Below are 18,042 nucleotides of genomic sequence, written 5' to 3' on the forward strand. Positions count from 1 at the left end.
ACGCGATGGCCTTCTGCACAGCGACGGTGACCTGGCTCACGCCCTGCTGTGATCATTCTGCCCACGAGGCAGCGGTTCGCCTCGTCGTACTCGAAGGGCGGAAGTGCCATGGGCGACACCAGAAGACGGCGCGGAGATCGGACCAGGTGGTTGTATCCGGCCGTCGTCGTCGCGGTGCTGGCCGGGGTCCTGGTCGGCTGGCGGGCGCCGGAGGCGGGGCAGGCGGTCGGCCCGCTCGGCACGATGTTCATCAATCTGATCAAGATGATGATCGCGCCGATCGTGTTCTGCACCATCGTGCTCGGCATCGGCTCGGTGCGGGCGGCGGCCACCGTCGGCCGGGTCGGCGGCATCGCGCTGGCCTACTTCCTCGCCATGTCCACCGCCGCGCTCGCGATCGGCCTGGTGGTCGGCAATGTGCTGCAACCCGGCACCGGGATGAACATCGATGCGTACGCGAAGTCGGGCGCGCAATACGCGCAGCAGGCGCACAGCGCCGGTGGCACTTGGGATTTCATCCAGGGCATCGTCCCGACGACATTGGTTTCCTCACTCACCGCCGGAAGTGTGCTGCAGGCGCTGTTCGTCGCGCTCGTCGTGGGTTTCGCGCTCCAGGCGATGGGCGATTCCGCCGCGCCGGTGCTGCGCGGGGTGGCGGCCATGCAGCAATTGGTGTTCCGCGTCCTGTCGATGATCCTGTGGCTGGCGCCGATCGGCGCGTTCGGCGCGATCGCGAATGTGGTCGGGCGCACCGGCTTGGACGCCGTCACACGGCTCGCGACGCTGATGGCCGCGTTCTACCTGACCTGCCTGGTGTTCGTCTTCGGTGTGCTTGGCGTCGTATTGCGCACGGTCGCAGGCGTTTCCATCGTCAAGCTGATCCGCTATCTCGCCAGGGAATACCTGCTGATCATCGCCACCGCCTCCTCGGAGTCGGCGCTGCCGAGGCTGATCGCGAAGATGGAACACCTCGGCGTCGAGCGGACGACGGTGGGAGTGGTTGTGCCGACCGGATATTCGTTCAATCTCGACGGCACCGCCATCTACTTGACGATGGCCTCACTGTTCATCGCCGACGCGATGGGTAAACCGCTCGCGCTCGGCGAACAGATCGGCCTGTTGCTGTTCATGGTGGTGGCGTCCAAGGGGGCGGGCGCGGTGACCGGCGCCGGGCTCGCGACGCTGGCGGGCGGGCTGCAGAGTCACCGGCCGGAATTGCTCGACGGCGTCGGTCTGATCGTCGGCATCGACCGGTTCATGGGCGAGGCGCGCGGCCTGACCAACTTCTCCGGCAATGCGGTGGCGACCCTGCTCGTCGGCACCTGGACCGAGACCGTCGATATGGATCGGGTCCGTAGGGTGCTCGACCGCGAGCTGCCCTTCGACGAGCAGGCGATGGTCGACGCCGGGCACGGTGCACCGGCCGCCGATCCTGGACGGTCGTCCGATCGGCAGAAGATGATTCGGGACGGCGCCCCGACCGAGGTGGCAACCTGAAGATAGCGCGCATTCAGCGCTCAATATGAGAATTATCTTCAACAAACTAGACCTGATCTTGGTGAATATTCATAATTCGCCATGAAAGATGATCCGGTGCACAGGGGTCATCCCACTCATTCCAACGAGCGGATGTTCAGGAGTATTGGTGAAGATCGGAATTCCCCGCGAGGTCAAGAACCACGAGTATCGGGTCGCGTGCACGCCTGCCGGGGTGCACGAGCTGGTGACCCGCGGCCATGAGGTGTTCATCGAATCCGACGCCGGTCGCGGCTCGGCGTTCGAGAACGAGGCGTACAAGGTGGCGGGCGCGCGCGTGCTCGACTCCGCCGACGAGGTCTGGGGCGTCGCCGACCTGGTGCTGAAGGTGAAAGAGCCGGTCGCCGAGGAATATTCGCGGATGCGCGAGGATCAGGTGCTGTTCACCTACCTGCACCTGGCCGCGTCCAAGGAGTGCACCGACGCGCTGCTGCACTCCGGCATCACCTCCATCGCCTACGAGACGGTCACCGCGGCCGACGGCTCGCTGCCGCTGCTCGCGCCGATGAGCGAGGTCGCGGGCAGGCTGGCGCCGCAGGCGGGCGCCTACCACCTGATGCGCAGTGGCGGCGGTCGCGGCGTGCTGATGGGCGGCGTGCCCGGCACCAGGCCCGCGAAGGTGGTCGTGCTCGGCGCCGGTGTCTCCGGCCGCAACGCCATCGCGGTCGCCGTCGGCATGCACGCCGACGTCACCGTGCTCGACCTGAACATCGCGCGGCTGCGCGAGATCGACGACCTGTACCGCGGCCAGGTGCGCACGGTGATCTCCAACGGTTTCGAGGTCGAGAACCTGGTCCGCGAGGCCGACCTGGTGATCGGCGCGGTGCTGGTGCCGGGCGCCAAGGCGCCCAAGTTGGTCTCCAACAACCTTGTCGCGCAGATGAAGCCGGGTTCGGTGCTGGTCGACATCGCCATCGATCAGGGCGGCTGCTTCGAGGATTCGCGGCCGACCACCCATGCCGAGCCGACCTACCAGGTGCACGGATCGGTGTTCTACTGCGTCGCCAACATGCCGGGCGCGGTGCCGTACACCTCGACCATCGCGCTCACCAACGCGACACTGCCGCACGTGGTTTCGCTGGCCGAGCGCGGCTGGCGCGAGGCCACCGTCGCCGATCCGCACCTGGCCGCCGGTCTGAGCACGCACCGCGGCATGCTGCTCTCGCCGTCGGTGGCGCAGGCGCACGGCTACGCCGTGCAGAGCCTGGCCGCGTAACCCCGAGGCGGATAGCTCTCAGGGGCGGGTGTGCTCGAAGATGAGGATCGTCTCGGTCGACGCGACCGCGGGATGGGCACTCAGATGTTCGAGCACGAACCGCCGCAGCTCGTCCGAATTCGCGGTGGCCACATGGATCAGGTAGTCATCGGCGCCCGCGATGAAGTACACGTTCAGTACTTCGGTGAAAGTCGCCATGCGCGTCCCGAATTCGGCGAGCTGCCCCCTGGCGTCGGCCCGCACCCGCACCGCGATCATCGCCTGCAGGTCACGGCCGAGCGCCGCCGGATCGATATCGGCGTGGAAGCCGCGGATGACGCCGCGCTCCACCAGCGACCGCACCCGCCCGAGGCAGGTGGACGGCGCGATCCCCGCCGCGGCGGCGAGCGCGTTGTTGGTGATGCGACCGTCCCTGGCGAGGTGATCGAGTAGTACCCGGTCGACGTCGTCGATCGCGGCGGCCGTTCTGGGCCTGGTCTCCGCTATCGGAATGTTGACGGGTGAATTTTTCGTCCGCACCAGGCCAGTTTACCGAAGATTATTCGCTCGATGGCGGCTTCCGGCGCGTGATGACGCTGCGATGAGCCCGCTGTCGATCTCCCAATGACCGGTGCGCAGGGTGCCGCCCCGTCATCGGATTCCGGATCGCGCTGCCGCCCAATTTCTTTGATGACCTGCGACGATGCGCATCTGTTCCGGCTGCTCCGGCGGCCGTCGTGATCCATAGCAGCCCAACATATTTGCCCGTCACACGGAAACCGGACGTTCGGCACCCGATGCGTCGAGGGTTCGCCCGAATGCTGCTAGGGTGGGCGGATCGTCGGGTTCTGGGTCGCTCACCGCGCTCGCTCCGGGCGGCGATTGGCTCGTGGAATCGCCTGTCCCGCAGGCACTATGCGGTGATTCGGGGCGCGACACGTACCTTATCCGGCCAGAGTCGAGCATGGTCGGCGTCGCGAGGAAGGTGAGACGTAGCTCTGTGGCACAAGGCAGTCCGCATCGCCGATGCGTCGACGCCGTTCGCGATCCGGCCGGGCCGCCGGGCGATCCTCGAGCCAGTCGACGACGAGAGAACTGATGAATCTAGATATCGCCGTGCTACTTTCCTGGATCCTTGCCATCGTGCTCGTCCTTGCCGCGGCGTGGTACGCGGTCGTGGCGGTGCGCGCGCGGCAGGCAAAGATCGACGAGCTGACCGAGCAGATCGAGGCGCTCACCAACGATCAGCGGGCGCGTGAAGAAGCACTCGAACATCTCGCGGTGACCACGCTGCCGACGGTGGCCGAGGCGGTCAGGCGCTTCGAGGCGCCCGCCTTGGATCTGCCCGCCGGCCTGCCCGATTCCCGCTTCGCCCAGATGCTGCGGTGGATCGCCGAGCGTTACGCCGACGACCTACGCCTGCTGCAGGTCGACACCAGAGACCGCACCAACCGCGAGGCCGAAGAGCGCGCCAAGCAGGCGATCGCGGCCGCCGAAGAGGTGGTGCGCACCAAGGTGAGCGCCGCGTCGCGCGAGGCGACGAGCGCCGCCGTCCGTTCCTTCGGCACCTCGGTGGTCAGCCTCGGCGCCGACGTCGGCCAGGTGGTCAGCGCGGCACTGCGCGAGCATCGCGGCGACGAGGTCTACGCGACGCTGACCCGCATCGACCACACCGTCCAGCAGATGATCCGCCAGGCGCAGTCCTATGTGATCGTCTCCGGCGGCCTGCCCGGCCGCCGCTGGCCCGCGCAGTCGCTGACCGACGTGATCGGCGGCGCCATCGGCCGCGTCCGCGACTATCTGCGGGTACGGCCCAACCAGCTCGACCGCGTCGTGATCGCCCGCGCGGTGGAACCGCTGGTCCACACGCTCGCGACCCTGCTCGACAACGCACTGCGCTACTCACCGCCGACCTCCTACGTCGACGTCAGCTTCCAAGAGGGACATCACGGCGTCACCGTCATCATCGACGACGCGGGCGTGCGGATGAACGCCGAGCAGATGGAGGAGGCGCGGCAGGTGCTCGCCAACGAGCGCCCGGTCGACATCCACCAGCTCGGCCCGTCGCCCAAGGTCGGTTTTCCCGGCGTGGCCGCGCTGGCCCGCCGCTACGGGTTCACCGTCTACATCGATGGACCCAACGCCTACGGGGGTATGCGCGCGATGGTGTACATCCCGGAGGCACTGCTCGTCACGCCGCAGCCGAGCGCCGAGGTCGCCGCGCCCGCGGCACCCGCGGAACAGCCCGCGCCTGCCGCGCCGCCACCGGCGCCGGAACTGGTGCCGGTGCGCGCCGCGCGCGAAAACGTGGTCGAGGAAAAGGAATTCGCCCTCCACGAGATCACCGACGGCGGCCTGCCCAAGCGCCGCCGCAGGCCGGTGGCTCCGGTACCGGCCGCGAGGGCGCACGGCCCGGCGACCGAGCCGGGGCTGGCCCGCCCCGATATCGCGGCCGCCTGGCACACCGGCTCCAAGAGCGGCCGCGCTGCCGCCGACACAGCTACAACCGCATCCGACAATGGCGAAGGGATGAGCTCCTGATGGGCACACCGGTGACCGACAGCAGCAACAAGCTGGGCTGGCTACTAGAGGATCTCGAGATCCCCGGCGTCCGGTTCGCGGTGCTGCTGTCCGACGACGGCCTGCGGATCGCGCATTCGGCGGGCGTCGCCAAGGACGACGCCGAGCGCTTCGCCGCCGCCGCGTCCGGGCTGCGCTCGCTCGGCAAGGCACTCGGCGAATTCTGCGGCGGTGCGGGAAATACGGTGCGGCAGAACATGACCGAGTACGACGAGGGCATGATCCTGATCACCGCGGCCGGTGCGGGCGCGCTGCTCGGCGTCGCCACCCACAGCGATACCGATATCGGCCTGATCGCACATCGGATGAACGAGCTCGCGGCCCGGGTCGGGCACGAACTCGGCAGCCAGCCCCGCGTGCGAATCGACTAGCCGTGACCAGGCCCCGACGCGATCCGGATCTGGTCCGGGCGTATGTGCGCACCGGAGGACGTTCGCGTCCCACCCGCGAGCTCGACCTGGTCACCCTGGTCGTCGCCGCGAAAGACCCGGCACCGGGGGTGAGCCCGGACGCGCGCCGGGTCATCGAGGTGTGCCGCAAGGGCGCGCTGTCGATCGCGGAGATCGCGGCGTACCTCGACCTGCCGCCGTCGGTGGTGAAGATCGTCGTCGCCGACCTGCTCGACAGCGAAACCCTCACCACCCCAACGCCGGCCGAGACGCTGCCGGATATCGCCCTGCTGGAAGAGGTACTCAATGGGCTCCGTGCTCTCGCCGTCTGACCGCGCCGTCGAGTATGTGCCGGAGACCGTCACCCGCTCGGTGAAGCTGTTGGTGGCAGGCAATTTCGGAGTCGGCAAGACGACGTTCGTGCAGAGCATCTCCGAGATCAAGCCGCTGCGCACCGAGGAGACCATCACCGAGGCCAGCGTCGGCGTGGACGATATGGCCGGGCTGCCCGGCAAATCCACCACGACCGTCGCGATGGACTTCGGCCGCATCACGCTCAGCCCGAAACTCGCGCTGTACCTGTTCGGTACGCCGGGGCAGCGCCGGTTCGTGCCGCTGTGGGAGGAACTGGCCCGCGGCGCGCTCGGCGCGCTCGTGCTCGTCGACACCCGCCGCATCGAGAAGGCCGACGAGGTGCTGTCCGTGCTGGAGGAGCGCGGCGTGGCCTACTCGGTGGCGGTCAACCAGTTCGAAGGCGCCAAACAGTATCCGCTGGAAGAGGTTCGCGATGCGCTGGACCTCACCCAGGACACCCCGCTGACCGCATTGGATGCCCGCGATCGCGGCACCTGTCTGCGGTCGTTGATCACGCTCGTCGAATTCCTGTCCCACCGTCTGGAGGCTCGTCTTTGACCACGCCCGCGTCGTCCCGCTGCCCGGTCGCGCACGGTTCGCCGATCGACACCGATGGTCCACGCATCGCCCTGTATTCCGAGGAGTTCGCCGCCGATCCGCACCGGGCCTATCGCGAGATGCGTTCTCGCTACGGCGCATTGGTGCCGGTCGACCTCTCACCGGGAGTACCGGCCACCTTGGTGATCGGCTACCACGCCGCCGTCAAGATTCTCAACGATCCCGAGCACTTCCCGGCCGACCCGCGCACCTGGCAGAAGGGCGTCCCCGGTGAGTGCCCCATCCTGCCGATGCTGGAGTGGCGCCCGAACGCGTTGCGCAGCGCAGGCCTCGACCACACCCGCTACCGGCAGGCCAATACCGCGAGCATCGGTGAGATCGATCTGCACGCGCTGCACGCCACCGTCGAGCAGATCGCCATCCCGCTGATCAACGCCTTCTGCGCCGACGGTGCGGCGGATCTGATCAGCCAGTACGCCTTTCCCCTCACCTTCGCCGTGCTCAACGCCATGCTCGGCTGCCCGCCCGATATCGGCCAGCAGGTGGCCACCGGCATGGCGGCGATCTTCGAGGGGGTGAACGCGGACAAGGGCAACGCGATGCTCACCGACGCGCTGTTCGAGCTGGTCACGCTCAAGCGGGCGCAGCCCGGTGACGACATCACCTCACGACTGCTCGCACACTCCGCGCGGCTCGACGACGTGGAGATGATCCACCAGCTGGTCACCCTGTACGGCGCGGGCATCGAGCCGCAGCAGAACCTGATCGTCAACACACTGCTGCTGATGCTCACCGACGACCGGTTCGCCGGAAATGTGTTGGGCGGCAGCCTTTCCACTCGCGACGCGCTCGACGAGGTGCTGTTCACCGACCCGCCGATGGCGAACTACTGCGTCAGCTATCCCAAGCAGCCGATCCTGATCGACGATATCTGGCTGCCCGCCCATCAGCCGGTGGTCATCAGCATGGCCGGCTGCAACAACGATCCGGCGATCAATGCCGGGGAGTACACCGACAACCGCTCACACCTGGCCTGGAGTGTCGGGCCGCACGCCTGCCCCGCCAAGTCGGTGGCGTACCTGATCGTTCAGGACGCCATCGACCAATTGCTCGACGCGCTACCCGAACTCGCGCTCGGCGTCGTGCCCGACCAGCTGGACTGGCGGCCGGGTCCGTTCCACCGCGCATTGGTGGCCTTACCGGTCACATTTCCGAAATCACCACCGCTGAACGTGTATTAAGGAGAAACCGATGGACAGCCAGCCCCTGGTCCTCGACCTCACCGGTACCGACATTCAGGGCGAGTCCGCGCGTATTCGCGAGCGCGGACCGGTCACCCTGGTCGAACTGCCCGGTGGGGTGAAGGCCTGGTCCGTCACCGATGCCGAACTGCTGAAGAAGTTGCTCATCGATCCGCGGGTGTCCAAGTCCGCCAGTCAGCACTGGCCCGCGTTCATCAATGGTGAAGTGCCGCAGGATTGGCCGTTGTTCCTCTGGGTCGCGGTCAACAACATGTTCACCGCCTACGGCACCGAGCACCGGCGGCTGCGCAAACTGGTCGCCCCCGCGTTCACCCATCGCCGCACCGAGGCGATGCGGCCGATGATCGAGGCGATCACCGAGAACCTGCTCACCGAACTCGCCGCGGCGCCGGGCGACACCGTCGACCTGCGTGAGGGTTACGCGTATCCGCTGCCGATCCAGGTGATCTCCGAGCTGATGGGGGTGCCGGAATCGCTGAATCCCGGTCTGCGCCAATGCGTCGACGGGATCTTCGACACCTCGCTGAGCCCGGAGGAGTCGCAGGCCAACTACATGCGGATGTACGGCATCCTCGGTGAGCTCGTCGCGTTCCGGCGCGAGCAGCCGGGCGACGACATGACCAGCCTGCTGATCTCGCACCGCGACGAGGACGACGGCTCGCAGCTGACCGAGCAGGAACTCGTCGACACCCTGCTGCTGGTGATCAGCGCGGGCCACGAAACTACCGTGAACCTGTTGGATCAGGCCATCTTCGCGCTGCTGACCCGCCCCGAGCAGTTGGCCGCGATACTCGACGGCAAGGCGGGCTGGGCGGATCTGATCGAGGAGGCGCTGCGCTTCGAGGCGCCCGTCGCGCATCTGCCGCTGCGTTTCGCCGCCGACGATATCGAGCTGGACGGCATCCGGATCGCCAAGGGCGACCCGATTCTGGCGTCCTACGCCGCAGCCAACCGCGATCCGAAGCTGCACGGCGCGACCGCCGACGAATTCGACGTGACCCGAATCAGCAAGGAGCACTTGGCCTTCGGTCACGGCGTCCACCACTGCCTCGGCGCACCGCTTGCCCGCCTCGAGGCCGCGGTGGCACTGCCCGCCATCTTCAAGCGCTTCCCGAAGATGCGCCTGGCCGCCGACCCGTCGGAACTCGGCAGCGTGGTCAGCTTCATCTCCAACGGTCACGCGCGACTGCCCGTGCACCTGGGGGAGTAGACAGTTACGTGTGAACGCCCCGCTCATCGCGAGCGGGGCGTTCGGCGTTTTCGACCCGGCGATGCAGTTTGCTACCGGAAAGTGACCTCGGACCACCGCCGAGTCGGCCGCGGTAGTGGTAGCAATAGGGGGCTCGTGGCTTTACCGGCAGTGCTCGGTTCGCTGTGCCCGAAAGGCGGTGGCGGGGGTGCGCTTACAGCCAGGATCGGAATTCGAGGGCTACATCATCGAGCGACAGCTCGGTGCCGGTGGCATGGGGCGGGTATACCTGGCCCGCCATCCCAGACTGAAACGTTTGATCGCGCTGAAGGTTCTCGACGAGGCGTTGGCCGATGACCCGCGGGTGCGGTATCGATTCGAGCAGGAGGCCGAACTGGCGGCCCGGCTCGACCACCCGAACATCGTCACCGTCTACGACCGCAACGGTGCCGGCAGTCCAGGGTTGTGGCTGTCGATGAAGTACGTCGACGGCGGCGATATCGCGGCCCTGATCGCAAGCCGGGCAAACGGACTCGACGTCCATCACGCCGTCCAGATCATTACCGGTGCGGCTCGCGGCCTCGACCACGCTCATCGGCACGGCATCGTGCACCGCGACGTGAAACCGGCCAACCTGCTCATCGAACGAGATGTCGAGGGCGGCGAACACGTGCTGGTCACCGATTTCGGCATCGCCCGCGCGCTCGACGACAGCACGACCACGACGGGAGTGGTGGCGACGATCGCGTACACCGCCCCGAGCGCTTCCGTGGCGAGCCGCTCGACGCACGCGCCGACGTCTACTCTCTCGGCTGCACGTTCTACGAATTACTCACTGGCCGAAAACCTTTTCCGTACCGCGATCAAGCCGCGGTCATCGCGGCCCACCTCGGTGATCCCGCGCCGCGGCCATCCGCGATCCACCGCGAACTGCCCGGCCGGCTCGATGCCGTAGTCGCGACCGCCATGGCCAAGAAGCCCGCCGATCGCTACCCCAGCTGCACGGCCTTCGCCGAGGCCACCGCCGAGGTCCTCTTCGAGCATCAGCGAGCTACCCCTGTACCGGCGCCACCCGCTATTCAGGCCGCGCCGGTGCCCGAATCATCCGGCGCCGCCGAGGCCGAGGTCGTTGCGACCCGGGCGGTCCTGGGTACGGTCGTCCTCACCTTCGCGATAGCGGGGGGCATCGGCAGTGTGTTGTACAGCCTCAACAGAGTCGAGAACACCAACTCCAACGACCTTCGCGGACATGCGATCTGGACCTTCGTCGGCCTGATGCTGCTGGCATCGAGTGCGTTCGCGATCAGCTCTGCGCTCGCGCGCCGTCAGCTGGCGAAACAAGCTCTCGAGGCGTCCACGCGAGCGGCGCCGCTTCGACACTTACTGCTCTGGATGACCGCCATCGGCATGCTCGCCGCCCCGATCACCGGTCTGATCCTCGCCATCACCACGACACCCTATGCCGATATCTACCCCGAGAGTAATGTCCCGCTGCTACACGTAGCGAGTAACTATCTGCCGAAAGGGTTCTGGCCTCTGCTGGATCTCGCGATCGTCGCGATCGTCGCGGGCTGCGTCGCGACACCTCTGGTCATCACCACCCCGAATATTCGCCAAGACAGCACCCGGCCATGATCGGCATTGCTCTGGTCGTGGCCCCGTTCTCGAGACCAGCACCCGCGAGCGCAGTCGAATGGCCCTGCGACACGCCGTAGTTGAGGTCCATTCGACTGCGCTCGGCGGTATGGCGATCTCTTCGGCCCTAGCAAGTGTTCGGGGGTGGCTGGTTGTCGAGGCGGGCGGTGATGTAGGCCAGGGCGTCGGCGGCGAAGGGGGCGATGGCACCGGTGTGGTCGAGGCCGCTGTATTCGCGAAATTGGACGGTGAGGCCCCGGGCGCAGTAGTCGGCGGCGAGGGCGCGGACGTCGGCGGCGACCATGACGCCGTCGCCGATGCCGTCGCTGTTGCCGACGCCGAGCAGGAGCGGTCCGCGTGGAGTTCCGTTGGCGCCCATGCGTAGTCGCTCCAGAATTGTCATCAGTGGCGGGATGTCGCGGTAGCTCGGATTGGCGGGGCGGAGCATCTGCGCGACGGTGAGGCCCGGCTTCTCGACGTCGCCGAAGCAGGTGCCTGCCACCTCGCTGAGCACGGTGGCGCCGTAATCGGAGAGATACGGTGCGGGATCGAAATCGAAGCCGCGGCTCACGCCGACGAACGCGAACGGAATGACGCTGGCCCACTTCGCGCTTCCGTCGATATAGTCGAGGTTGTGCGGCAGGTACACCGGAGGTCCGCCCGCCGCCGCGCCGACGATATTCAGTTCCGGCGCGTAGCTCGGCGCGAGTTCGGCGGCGAATTCCGTGGCGATCGAGCCACCCGAGTAGCCGACCAGGCCGACCGGGGTCGTCGGTGGCGCCGCGAGTGAGTGGAGTGCGGCGCGGATACCGTCGATGGTCGCGTAGCCCGATTCCTGACCGGCCGCGAAAGCGAGCCCTTCGCCCTCGTAGTCGGGGAGTACGACGGTGAATCCGTTTGCGAGATAAGCCATGACGATGTTCGCCTCCAGCGCGGCGAGCGAGGTGGGCGAGCCACCGCCCTGGAGCGCGTACGACGGCTGGCACTGCGGGCCGAGAGCGTCGTAGGCCATCTGATACGAAACCATGCGCAGCGTCGGAGCGGGCGCCAGCGGCCGCGCGATAGTGGCGACGGTGGCGCTCGGCCTGCCCAATTCGTCGGTCGTCCGATACAGCACCTGTTCGGCCGCCGCAGGCACCGGCACGCCGTCCACGCGCAACGAGATCGCGCGCTGACGCAGTATCGTGCCGGGACCCGCGTCGGCGAGCTCGCCCGAATAGTCGTAGAACGGATCGGCGGTGGGAAATACCGGTTCTGCGGTGGCAGGTGATCCGCCGACCAGGGTGATCATCGATGCGATCACACCGACGAGAACTCCTCGGGACAATCCTCCGGTCGATCCGCCCGTCTTCCGGCGCACCCGTTCCACCCTTTCCGTCAGCACAGCACCGAATCCCCCGAACGACTCCGCGCCGAACCCTACCGACGCCACGCCACCGAGCCCCTCCGCGAACCCGGCGTGTCGACTGTCGTTCGCACAGCGTGCGTGCGCGGCTCCGCCTGCCGTTCCCTCAGTGGGCGGGACCGGCGGCGATCTCCCGCCGCACGGTCTCGGCGAGACGGGAGAGCGCGGTGCCGAGGTGGTGGCGTTGTGCGGCCGTGCGCGGGTCGACAACGAGGCGGCGCACCTGTGCGTTCGATCGACATCGGATCGCTACCGCCACTTGATCTTTGCTTGCCGACTTATTTTGTGACACACCGGAGTTCGCGCGGGTGGGAGTGTGCGGGAATTCGGTGCGGGGTGTGGGCGGATCGTGTACACAGTTGGCGTGTTGTGGAACCTGCTATCGGGGCGAGGGTGGGGCGCGCGGTGAGCACCGTGGTGGTGATCAGGGGGAATTCGGCGTCGGGGAAGTCGACGGTGGCCGCGGCGGTGCAGCGGCGCTTCCGGCGGGGGCGCTGCGTGGTGATTCCGCAGGATGTGGTGCGGCGGCAGATGATGCGGGAGTCGGACACGCCAGGGGGTTTCACCGTCGAGTTGATCGAACACATTGCTGCACTGTGTCTTTCGCGCGGGCTGGTGGTGATCGTCGAGGGCATCCTCGATGCCGACCGGTACGGCGCGATGCTGGAGCGGGTGGCCGCGGCGGCGCGCACGGCACTGTTCTACAGCTTCGATCTGACCTTCGAGGAGACGCTGCGGCGCCATGCCGGGCGGCCGCAGGCGGCGACCATCCCGGAGTCGCAGATGGCGCTGTGGTTCCACGGATGGCAGCCGCTGTCGTTCGCTGCGGAGACGCGCATCGATGAGAGCTGGGGTGCGGACGAGATCGTCGAGCGCATCCATCGCGATATCACCGCCGCTCGGTGACGTGACCATTGCCACGGCGCCACCGAGTGTGGAATATTTAGTCACGCTAACTTGTTACCTGTGACAGCGTGTCATCTGTACGGGTGTTCCCGATGTACCCACGGAGGCTGACCATGGCGATCGAAACGCGGAACGAGCGGCTCCAACGGCGTATCGCCGAGCTGTACGCCGACGATCGGCAGGTGCTCGACGCCAGACCACTGGACGCGGTGGTCGAGGCGGTGCGACAACCCGGTATGCGCCTGCCGCAGATCGTGCGGACCGTCATGGAGGGTTATGCCGGTCGGCCCGCGGTCGGCCAGCGGGCGTTCGAGCTGCGCACCGATGCGACGGGTCGGCGTGCGCGTCATCTGCTGCCGCATTTCGACACCATCACCTACGGCGAACTGTGGGAGCGCGTCCAGGCGGTCGCGGGCGCGTGGCATCACGATCGCGAGCGCCCGATCGACGCCGGGGACTTTATCGCTATCGTCGGGTTCACCAGCGCTGACTATCTCACCCTCGATCTGGCGTGTGTGCATCTCGGCGCGGTCATCGTCCCGCTGCAGGCGAGCGCGGGCGTGCCGCAGTGGCAGGCGATCATCGCGGAGACGGAACCGCGCGTCCTGGCCGCCAGCGCCGAAAACCTCGCCAGGGCCGTGGAAGCGATCCTGACCGGCCCGGCACCGGACAAGCTGCTTGTCTTCGACTACCACCCGGACGACGACGATCAGCGCGACGTGTTCGAGGCCGCGCGCCAACGCCTTTCGGACGCGGGCAGCCCGGTCGTCCTCGAAGCGCTCGACACCGTGATCGCTCGCGGGCGTGCGATGCCGCACGCTCCCCTGTTCGCCGCGGATCTGGATGACGATCCCCTCACGTTGCTCATGTACACCTCCGGCAGTACCGGAGCGCCCAAGGGCGCCATGTACACCGAGCGCCTCGTCCGCACGATCTGGCTCGCCGCGCCGCCGGTGGCCGGGATCAACCTGAACTACATGCCGCTCAGTCATGTCGCGGGCCGCATGTCGCTGACGGGTCTGCTCGCCCGCGGCGGCACCGCCTATTTCACGGCCGAGAGCGATATCTCCACGCTGTTCGACGATATGGGCCTGGTGCGCCCCACCGAGCTGTTCCTCGTACCGCGCGTGTGCGACATGGTATTCCAGCGCTATCAGACGGAGCTGGATCGACGGTCAGGGCCGGGCGTCGACCCGGTGGCGCTGGAAGCTGAGGTGAAAGCCGAACTGCGGCAGCACTTCTTCGGCGGCAGGCTGCTGACCGCCATCTGCGGCAGCGCGCCGATCGCGGCCGAGATGAAGGCCTTCGTCGAATCGGTCCTCGATCTCGACCTGCACGACGCCTACGGCTCGACCGAGGCGGGCGGCAGCGTGGTCATCGATACGCAGGTGCGGCGCCCGCCGGTGATCGATTACAAACTCGTCGACGTCCCTGAACTCGGCTACTTCCGCACCGATCAACCGCATCCGCGCGGCGAACTGCTGCTGAAGACCACCTCCATGATCCCCGGGTACTACAAACGGCCCGATATCACCGCCGAGATCCTCGATGCCGACGGCTTCTACAAGACCGGCGACATCGTGGCCGAGCTCGAGCCGGACCGGCTGGTGTACGTCGACCGGCGCAACAACGTCCTGAAGCTGTCCCAGGGCGAGTTCGTCGCCGTCGCGCACCTCGAGTCGGTCTTCGTCACCAGCCCGCTGATCCGGCAGATCTTCGTCTACGGCAGCAGCGAACGCGCCTATCTGCTCGCGGTGATCGTGCCCGCCGAGGAGGCACTCGCCGGTGATCCCGCCGCGCTGAAATCGGCGCTGAGCGAAGCGCTACAGCACATCGCGAAGGACGCGGGCCTGAACTCCTACGAGATTCCCCGCGACTTCCTGATCGAGACCGAGCCGTTCAGCATGGCCAACGGTCTGCTGTCCGGTATCGGAAAACACCTGCGGCCCAAGCTCACCGAGCGCTACGGCGAGCGGTTGCGGCAGCGCTACACCGAACTCGCCGAGGAACAGGCGAGCGAGCTGCTCGCGCTACGGCGCGAAGCCGCCGGGCTGCCGGTGCTCGAAACGGTGAGCAGGGCAGCGACCGCGCTGCTCGGCTGCGCGTCGACCGACGTCCGCGCCGACGCGCACTTCACCGATCTCGGCGGCGATTCCCTTTCGGCGCTGTCGTTTTCGACGCTGCTGCACGATCTGTTCGGCGTCGAGGTGCCGGTCTCGGTCGTCATCAGCCCGGCCAACGACCTCGCGCAGTTGGCGAATTATATTGAAGCGCAACGTGAATCCGGCGCCAAGCGCCCGACCGTCACCTCCGTGCACGGTAACGGCACGCACGTGCGCGCCGCCGATCTCACGCTGGACAAGTTCATCGACGCGCGCACCCTGGCCGGCGCGGCCGAGCTGCCCCGCGCGAGCGAGCCCGCCCGGACCGTCCTGCTGACCGGCGCGAACGGCTACCTCGGCCGGTTCCTCTGCCTGGCCTGGCTCGAGCGGCTCGACGCGATCGGCGGCACGCTGATCTGCCTGGTGCGCGGCAGCGACGCCGCCGGCGCGCGTGGCCGCCTCGCCGCGGCGTTCGACAGCGGCGATCCCGAACTCCTGCGGCGGTTCGAGGAGCTGTCCAGGAGCCTGGAGGTGCTGCCCGGTGATATCGGCGAGCCGAATCTCGGCCTCGACGACGCGACGTGGCATCGGCTGGCCGACACCGTCGATCAGATCGTGCATCCGGCCGCGCTGGTCAACCATGTGCTGCCGTACAGCCAGCTGTTCGGCCCGAATGTGGTCGGCACCGCCGAACTCGTCCAGCTGGCGCTCACCACGCGGCTCAAGCCGATCAACTATCTGTCCACCGTCGCGGTGGCCGCGCAGATCGAACCCTCGGTATTCGACGAGGACGGCGATATCCGCGACCTCAGCCCGGTGCGCGTCATCGACGAGAGCTACGCCAACGGCTACGGCACCAGCAAGTGGGCGGGCGAGGTACTGCTGCGCGAGGCGCACGACCTGTGCGGGCTGCCGGTCGCGGTGTTCCGCTCCGACATGATCCTGGCGCACAGTCGCTTCGCCGGGCAGTTCAACCTGCCGGATATGTTCACCCGCCTGCTGCTCAGCGTGGTCGCCACCGGGATCGCGCCGGGGTCGTTCTACGAGACCGACGCGGACGGCAACCGGCAGCGCGGCCACTATGACGGTCTCCCGGCCGATTTCACCGCCGAGGCGATCACCGTGCTCGGCGCGCGGGCCACCGCGGGATTCCAGACCTTCGACGTGCTCAATCCGCACGACGACGGGATCTCGCTCGACGTCTTCGTCGACTGGCTGATCGAGGCGGGGCATCCGGTGCGGCGCATCGACGACTATCGCGAATGGTTCGGCCGTTTCGAGACCGCCATTCGCGGGCTGCCGGAAAAGCAGCGCCAGCATTCCCTGCTGCCGCTGCTGCACGCCTATCGCGGGCCTGGCCCGGCGATTCCCGGATCCGCGCTGCCCGCCAAGCATTTTCAGGCAGCGGTACAGGCCGCGGGGATCGGTGACGACGGTGAGATCCCGCACCTGTCACCGGAACTCATCGAAAAGTACGTCACCGATCTGCGCTTGCGCGGCCTGCTCTGATCACCGCCGTAGCCGGTCATTGCTGGGCGAGCCAGCCCACCGCGCGGTCGAAGGCGGCATCGCGATCCTGCGCGAATTCCTCGTCGGTGAACACCGGTTCGGTCAGCTGCGGCGCGATGCCGGGCCCGTCGAAGCTGCGGCCATCCGAGGTCAGGAACACCTCGTTCGGCAGCCCGAACAGCCACTGCTCGCGCCCGGCGCCCGGCAATTTCCGCGACAGCACATCGGAGTACACGCCCTGAGTCGGCTGTCCGATCCGGATGGTCGGTGCGGGGCGCTCCATCATCGCCTGGGTGAACGTTTCCCCGGCGCTGATGGTCGAGCCGCTCGTCAGGATGGCGATCGGTCCCGCGTAGCCGGTGGCCGCGGGCCGGACGGTCTGCGGTTGCGGTTCGGTGCCGCGAGTTTTCTTGGCGTAGGCGAAGTACGGGCGGTCGGTGAGGCGTGCGGCCAGTTGCAGGCCGAGGCTGTCCCAGCCGCCACCGTTGACCCGCAGATCGAGGATCAGCCCGCGCAGCTTCCTGTCCGGCGTGAAGATGCTGTCGAGTGCGCGGTTCAGTTCGGCGCTGTTGGCGGCGAAGTCGCCGTCGGTGACGTAGCCGCTGAAGCCGGAGATCCGCAGATAGCCATAGTCGGAGCGATCGGGCAGTAGCGCGAAAGAGATACGGCCGTTGGCGTATTCGTCGAACGGCCGGTCTTTCAGGTCACGTCGTCGGATATGGCTCTTCGCCGGCTGGTCGAGCGCGCGGGGATCGGCGGTGCCCGGCCGCAGCGAGCCGGCGAATTCGTTTCCGTCGTAGAGCATTACGTGGGCGTCGTGCAGCGGGGTGACCATATCGCGCAGGGTGGCGAACAGCTCGGCGTTGTCTCCCTTCCGCTCGGCGGCGATGGCGCGTTCGCGGTAGCGATCCCGAACCTGGTTCCAGTCGATGCCTTTCGGACCGAAGAACGGGTAGTTCTCCTGGAACGTCTGCCAGAAGACATCGAAGGCGCTGGGCACGCTGCCGTCGGTGCAGATCGGCGGCAGTCCGGGGACGCGAATCAAGGTGCGGTCGTCGGGCGCGCCGTCGATGTGCATCCGGGCCCGGTCCGGGGCGCCGGTGGCCCGCACGGTGGCGACTTGCTTGTCCGGCAACGCATATCGGCCGGGCGCGCCCTCGCGTGTGCCGCTGTCCGCCCGCAGGCAACTGACCTCGGTGATCTCGTAGGTGTCGAGGCTGTCGCCGTGTATCGACACCACCGATCCGTAATCCTGTACCTGCCAGAACCCGGTCGGCTCGGTGTCGGCCCGTGGTCCGTCCGATCCGCAGGCCGAGGCGGTGAGGGCCGTCGCGAGTATCGCGATGCCGCTCCGGGTTATCGTGCGCCACAGGATCATTCATCACACATTTCGCGGCGGCAACCCGCTTGGCAACCATGCGT

The 18,042-nt window shown here is 67.5% G+C and carries 15 protein-coding genes; 12 read left to right on the forward strand and 3 right to left on the reverse strand.

The genetic code is table 11. The annotated features are described in order from the left end of the window. Window positions 1–108: 108 nt before the first annotated feature. Entirely contained in the window at window positions 109–1,497 is a 1,389-nt protein-coding gene (locus tag ACIG5A_RS26060; protein WP_397244437.1) for a cation:dicarboxylate symporter family transporter, read from the forward strand. 148 nt (window positions 1,498–1,645) lie between these two features. Then, the gene (gene ald, locus ACIG5A_RS26065; protein WP_397244439.1) at window positions 1,646–2,752 is read left to right on the forward strand and encodes an alanine dehydrogenase; all 1,107 of its coding nucleotides are present in this window, start codon (window positions 1,646–1,648) and stop codon (window positions 2,750–2,752) included. An 18-nt stretch (window positions 2,753–2,770) separates the two neighbouring features. On the opposite strand, the gene ACIG5A_RS26070 is transcribed toward ald, so the two are convergent. Continuing rightward, window positions 2,771–3,271, reverse strand: coding sequence for an Lrp/AsnC family transcriptional regulator (locus ACIG5A_RS26070; protein ID WP_397244441.1), 501 nt, complete (start codon window positions 3,269–3,271; stop codon window positions 2,771–2,773). A gap of 558 nt (window positions 3,272–3,829) precedes the next feature. Here ACIG5A_RS26070 and ACIG5A_RS26075 point away from each other — a divergent pair. The 8 genes from ACIG5A_RS26075 to ACIG5A_RS26110 all read left to right on the forward strand — a co-directional run bounded on the left by ACIG5A_RS26075 (window position 3,830) and on the right by ACIG5A_RS26110 (window position 10,698). Further along, on the forward strand, window positions 3,830–5,272 hold the full coding sequence (locus ACIG5A_RS26075) for an ATP-binding protein (protein ID WP_397244443.1): 1,443 nt from the start codon (window positions 3,830–3,832) through the stop codon (window positions 5,270–5,272). Continuing rightward, complete coding sequence (locus ACIG5A_RS26080; RefSeq protein WP_397244446.1) at window positions 5,272–5,682, forward strand: roadblock/LC7 domain-containing protein; 411 nt, start codon at window positions 5,272–5,274, stop codon at window positions 5,680–5,682. Before ACIG5A_RS26075 ends, ACIG5A_RS26080 begins: the two co-directional genes overlap by 1 nt. A gap of 2 nt (window positions 5,683–5,684) precedes the next feature. Next, entirely contained in the window at window positions 5,685–6,032 is a 348-nt protein-coding gene (locus ACIG5A_RS26085; protein ID WP_397244448.1) for a DUF742 domain-containing protein, read from the forward strand. Then, window positions 6,007–6,612 (forward strand): GTP-binding protein, encoded by a 606-nt coding sequence (locus ACIG5A_RS26090; protein ID WP_397244450.1) that lies wholly within the window; start codon window positions 6,007–6,009, stop codon window positions 6,610–6,612. Before ACIG5A_RS26085 ends, ACIG5A_RS26090 begins: the two co-directional genes overlap by 26 nt. Continuing rightward, on the forward strand, window positions 6,609–7,853 hold the full coding sequence (locus tag ACIG5A_RS26095; protein WP_397244453.1) for a cytochrome P450: 1,245 nt from the start codon (window positions 6,609–6,611) through the stop codon (window positions 7,851–7,853). Before ACIG5A_RS26090 ends, ACIG5A_RS26095 begins: the two co-directional genes overlap by 4 nt. Window positions 7,854–7,863: 10 nt before the next feature. Beyond that, a complete protein-coding gene (locus ACIG5A_RS26100) occupies window positions 7,864–9,084 on the forward strand; it encodes a cytochrome P450 (RefSeq protein WP_397244455.1) in 1,221 nt (406 codons plus the stop codon). A gap of 187 nt (window positions 9,085–9,271) precedes the next feature. Continuing rightward, the gene (locus ACIG5A_RS26105; protein ID WP_397244457.1) at window positions 9,272–10,018 is read left to right on the forward strand and encodes a serine/threonine-protein kinase; all 747 of its coding nucleotides are present in this window, start codon (window positions 9,272–9,274) and stop codon (window positions 10,016–10,018) included. Between the two features lie 11 nt (window positions 10,019–10,029). Continuing rightward, complete coding sequence (locus ACIG5A_RS26110; protein ID WP_397244459.1) at window positions 10,030–10,698, forward strand: hypothetical protein; 669 nt, start codon at window positions 10,030–10,032, stop codon at window positions 10,696–10,698. Between the two features lie 127 nt (window positions 10,699–10,825). Here the strand turns inward: ACIG5A_RS26110 and ACIG5A_RS26115 are convergent, their stop codons facing one another. Further along, window positions 10,826–12,001: a lipase family protein gene (locus tag ACIG5A_RS26115; protein WP_397244461.1), complete on the reverse strand. Its 1,176-nt coding sequence runs from the start codon at window positions 11,999–12,001 to the stop codon at window positions 10,826–10,828. Window positions 12,002–12,508: 507 nt separating this feature from the next. On the opposite strand from ACIG5A_RS26115, the gene ACIG5A_RS26120 reads away from it, so the two are divergent. Both ACIG5A_RS26120 and car read left to right on the forward strand, forming a co-directional pair. Beyond that, the gene (locus ACIG5A_RS26120; protein ID WP_397244464.1) at window positions 12,509–13,009 is read left to right on the forward strand and encodes an AAA family ATPase; all 501 of its coding nucleotides are present in this window, start codon (window positions 12,509–12,511) and stop codon (window positions 13,007–13,009) included. A 107-nt stretch (window positions 13,010–13,116) separates the two neighbouring features. Beyond that, complete coding sequence (gene car / locus ACIG5A_RS26125) at window positions 13,117–16,620, forward strand: carboxylic acid reductase (RefSeq protein WP_397245902.1); 3,504 nt, start codon at window positions 13,117–13,119, stop codon at window positions 16,618–16,620. 16 nt (window positions 16,621–16,636) lie between these two features. On the opposite strand, the gene ACIG5A_RS26130 is transcribed toward car, so the two are convergent. Then, window positions 16,637–17,998 carry a S41 family peptidase gene (locus ACIG5A_RS26130; RefSeq protein WP_397244466.1) on the reverse strand — a complete coding sequence of 454 codons (1,362 nt, stop codon included), beginning with the start codon at window positions 17,996–17,998 and terminating at the stop codon, window positions 16,637–16,639. Window positions 17,999–18,042: the final 44 nt, after the last annotated feature.

It is taken from the genome of Nocardia sp. NPDC052566 (assembly GCF_044547285.1).
In the GTDB taxonomy this organism is placed as follows: Bacteria; Actinomycetota; Actinomycetes; order Mycobacteriales; family Mycobacteriaceae; genus Nocardia.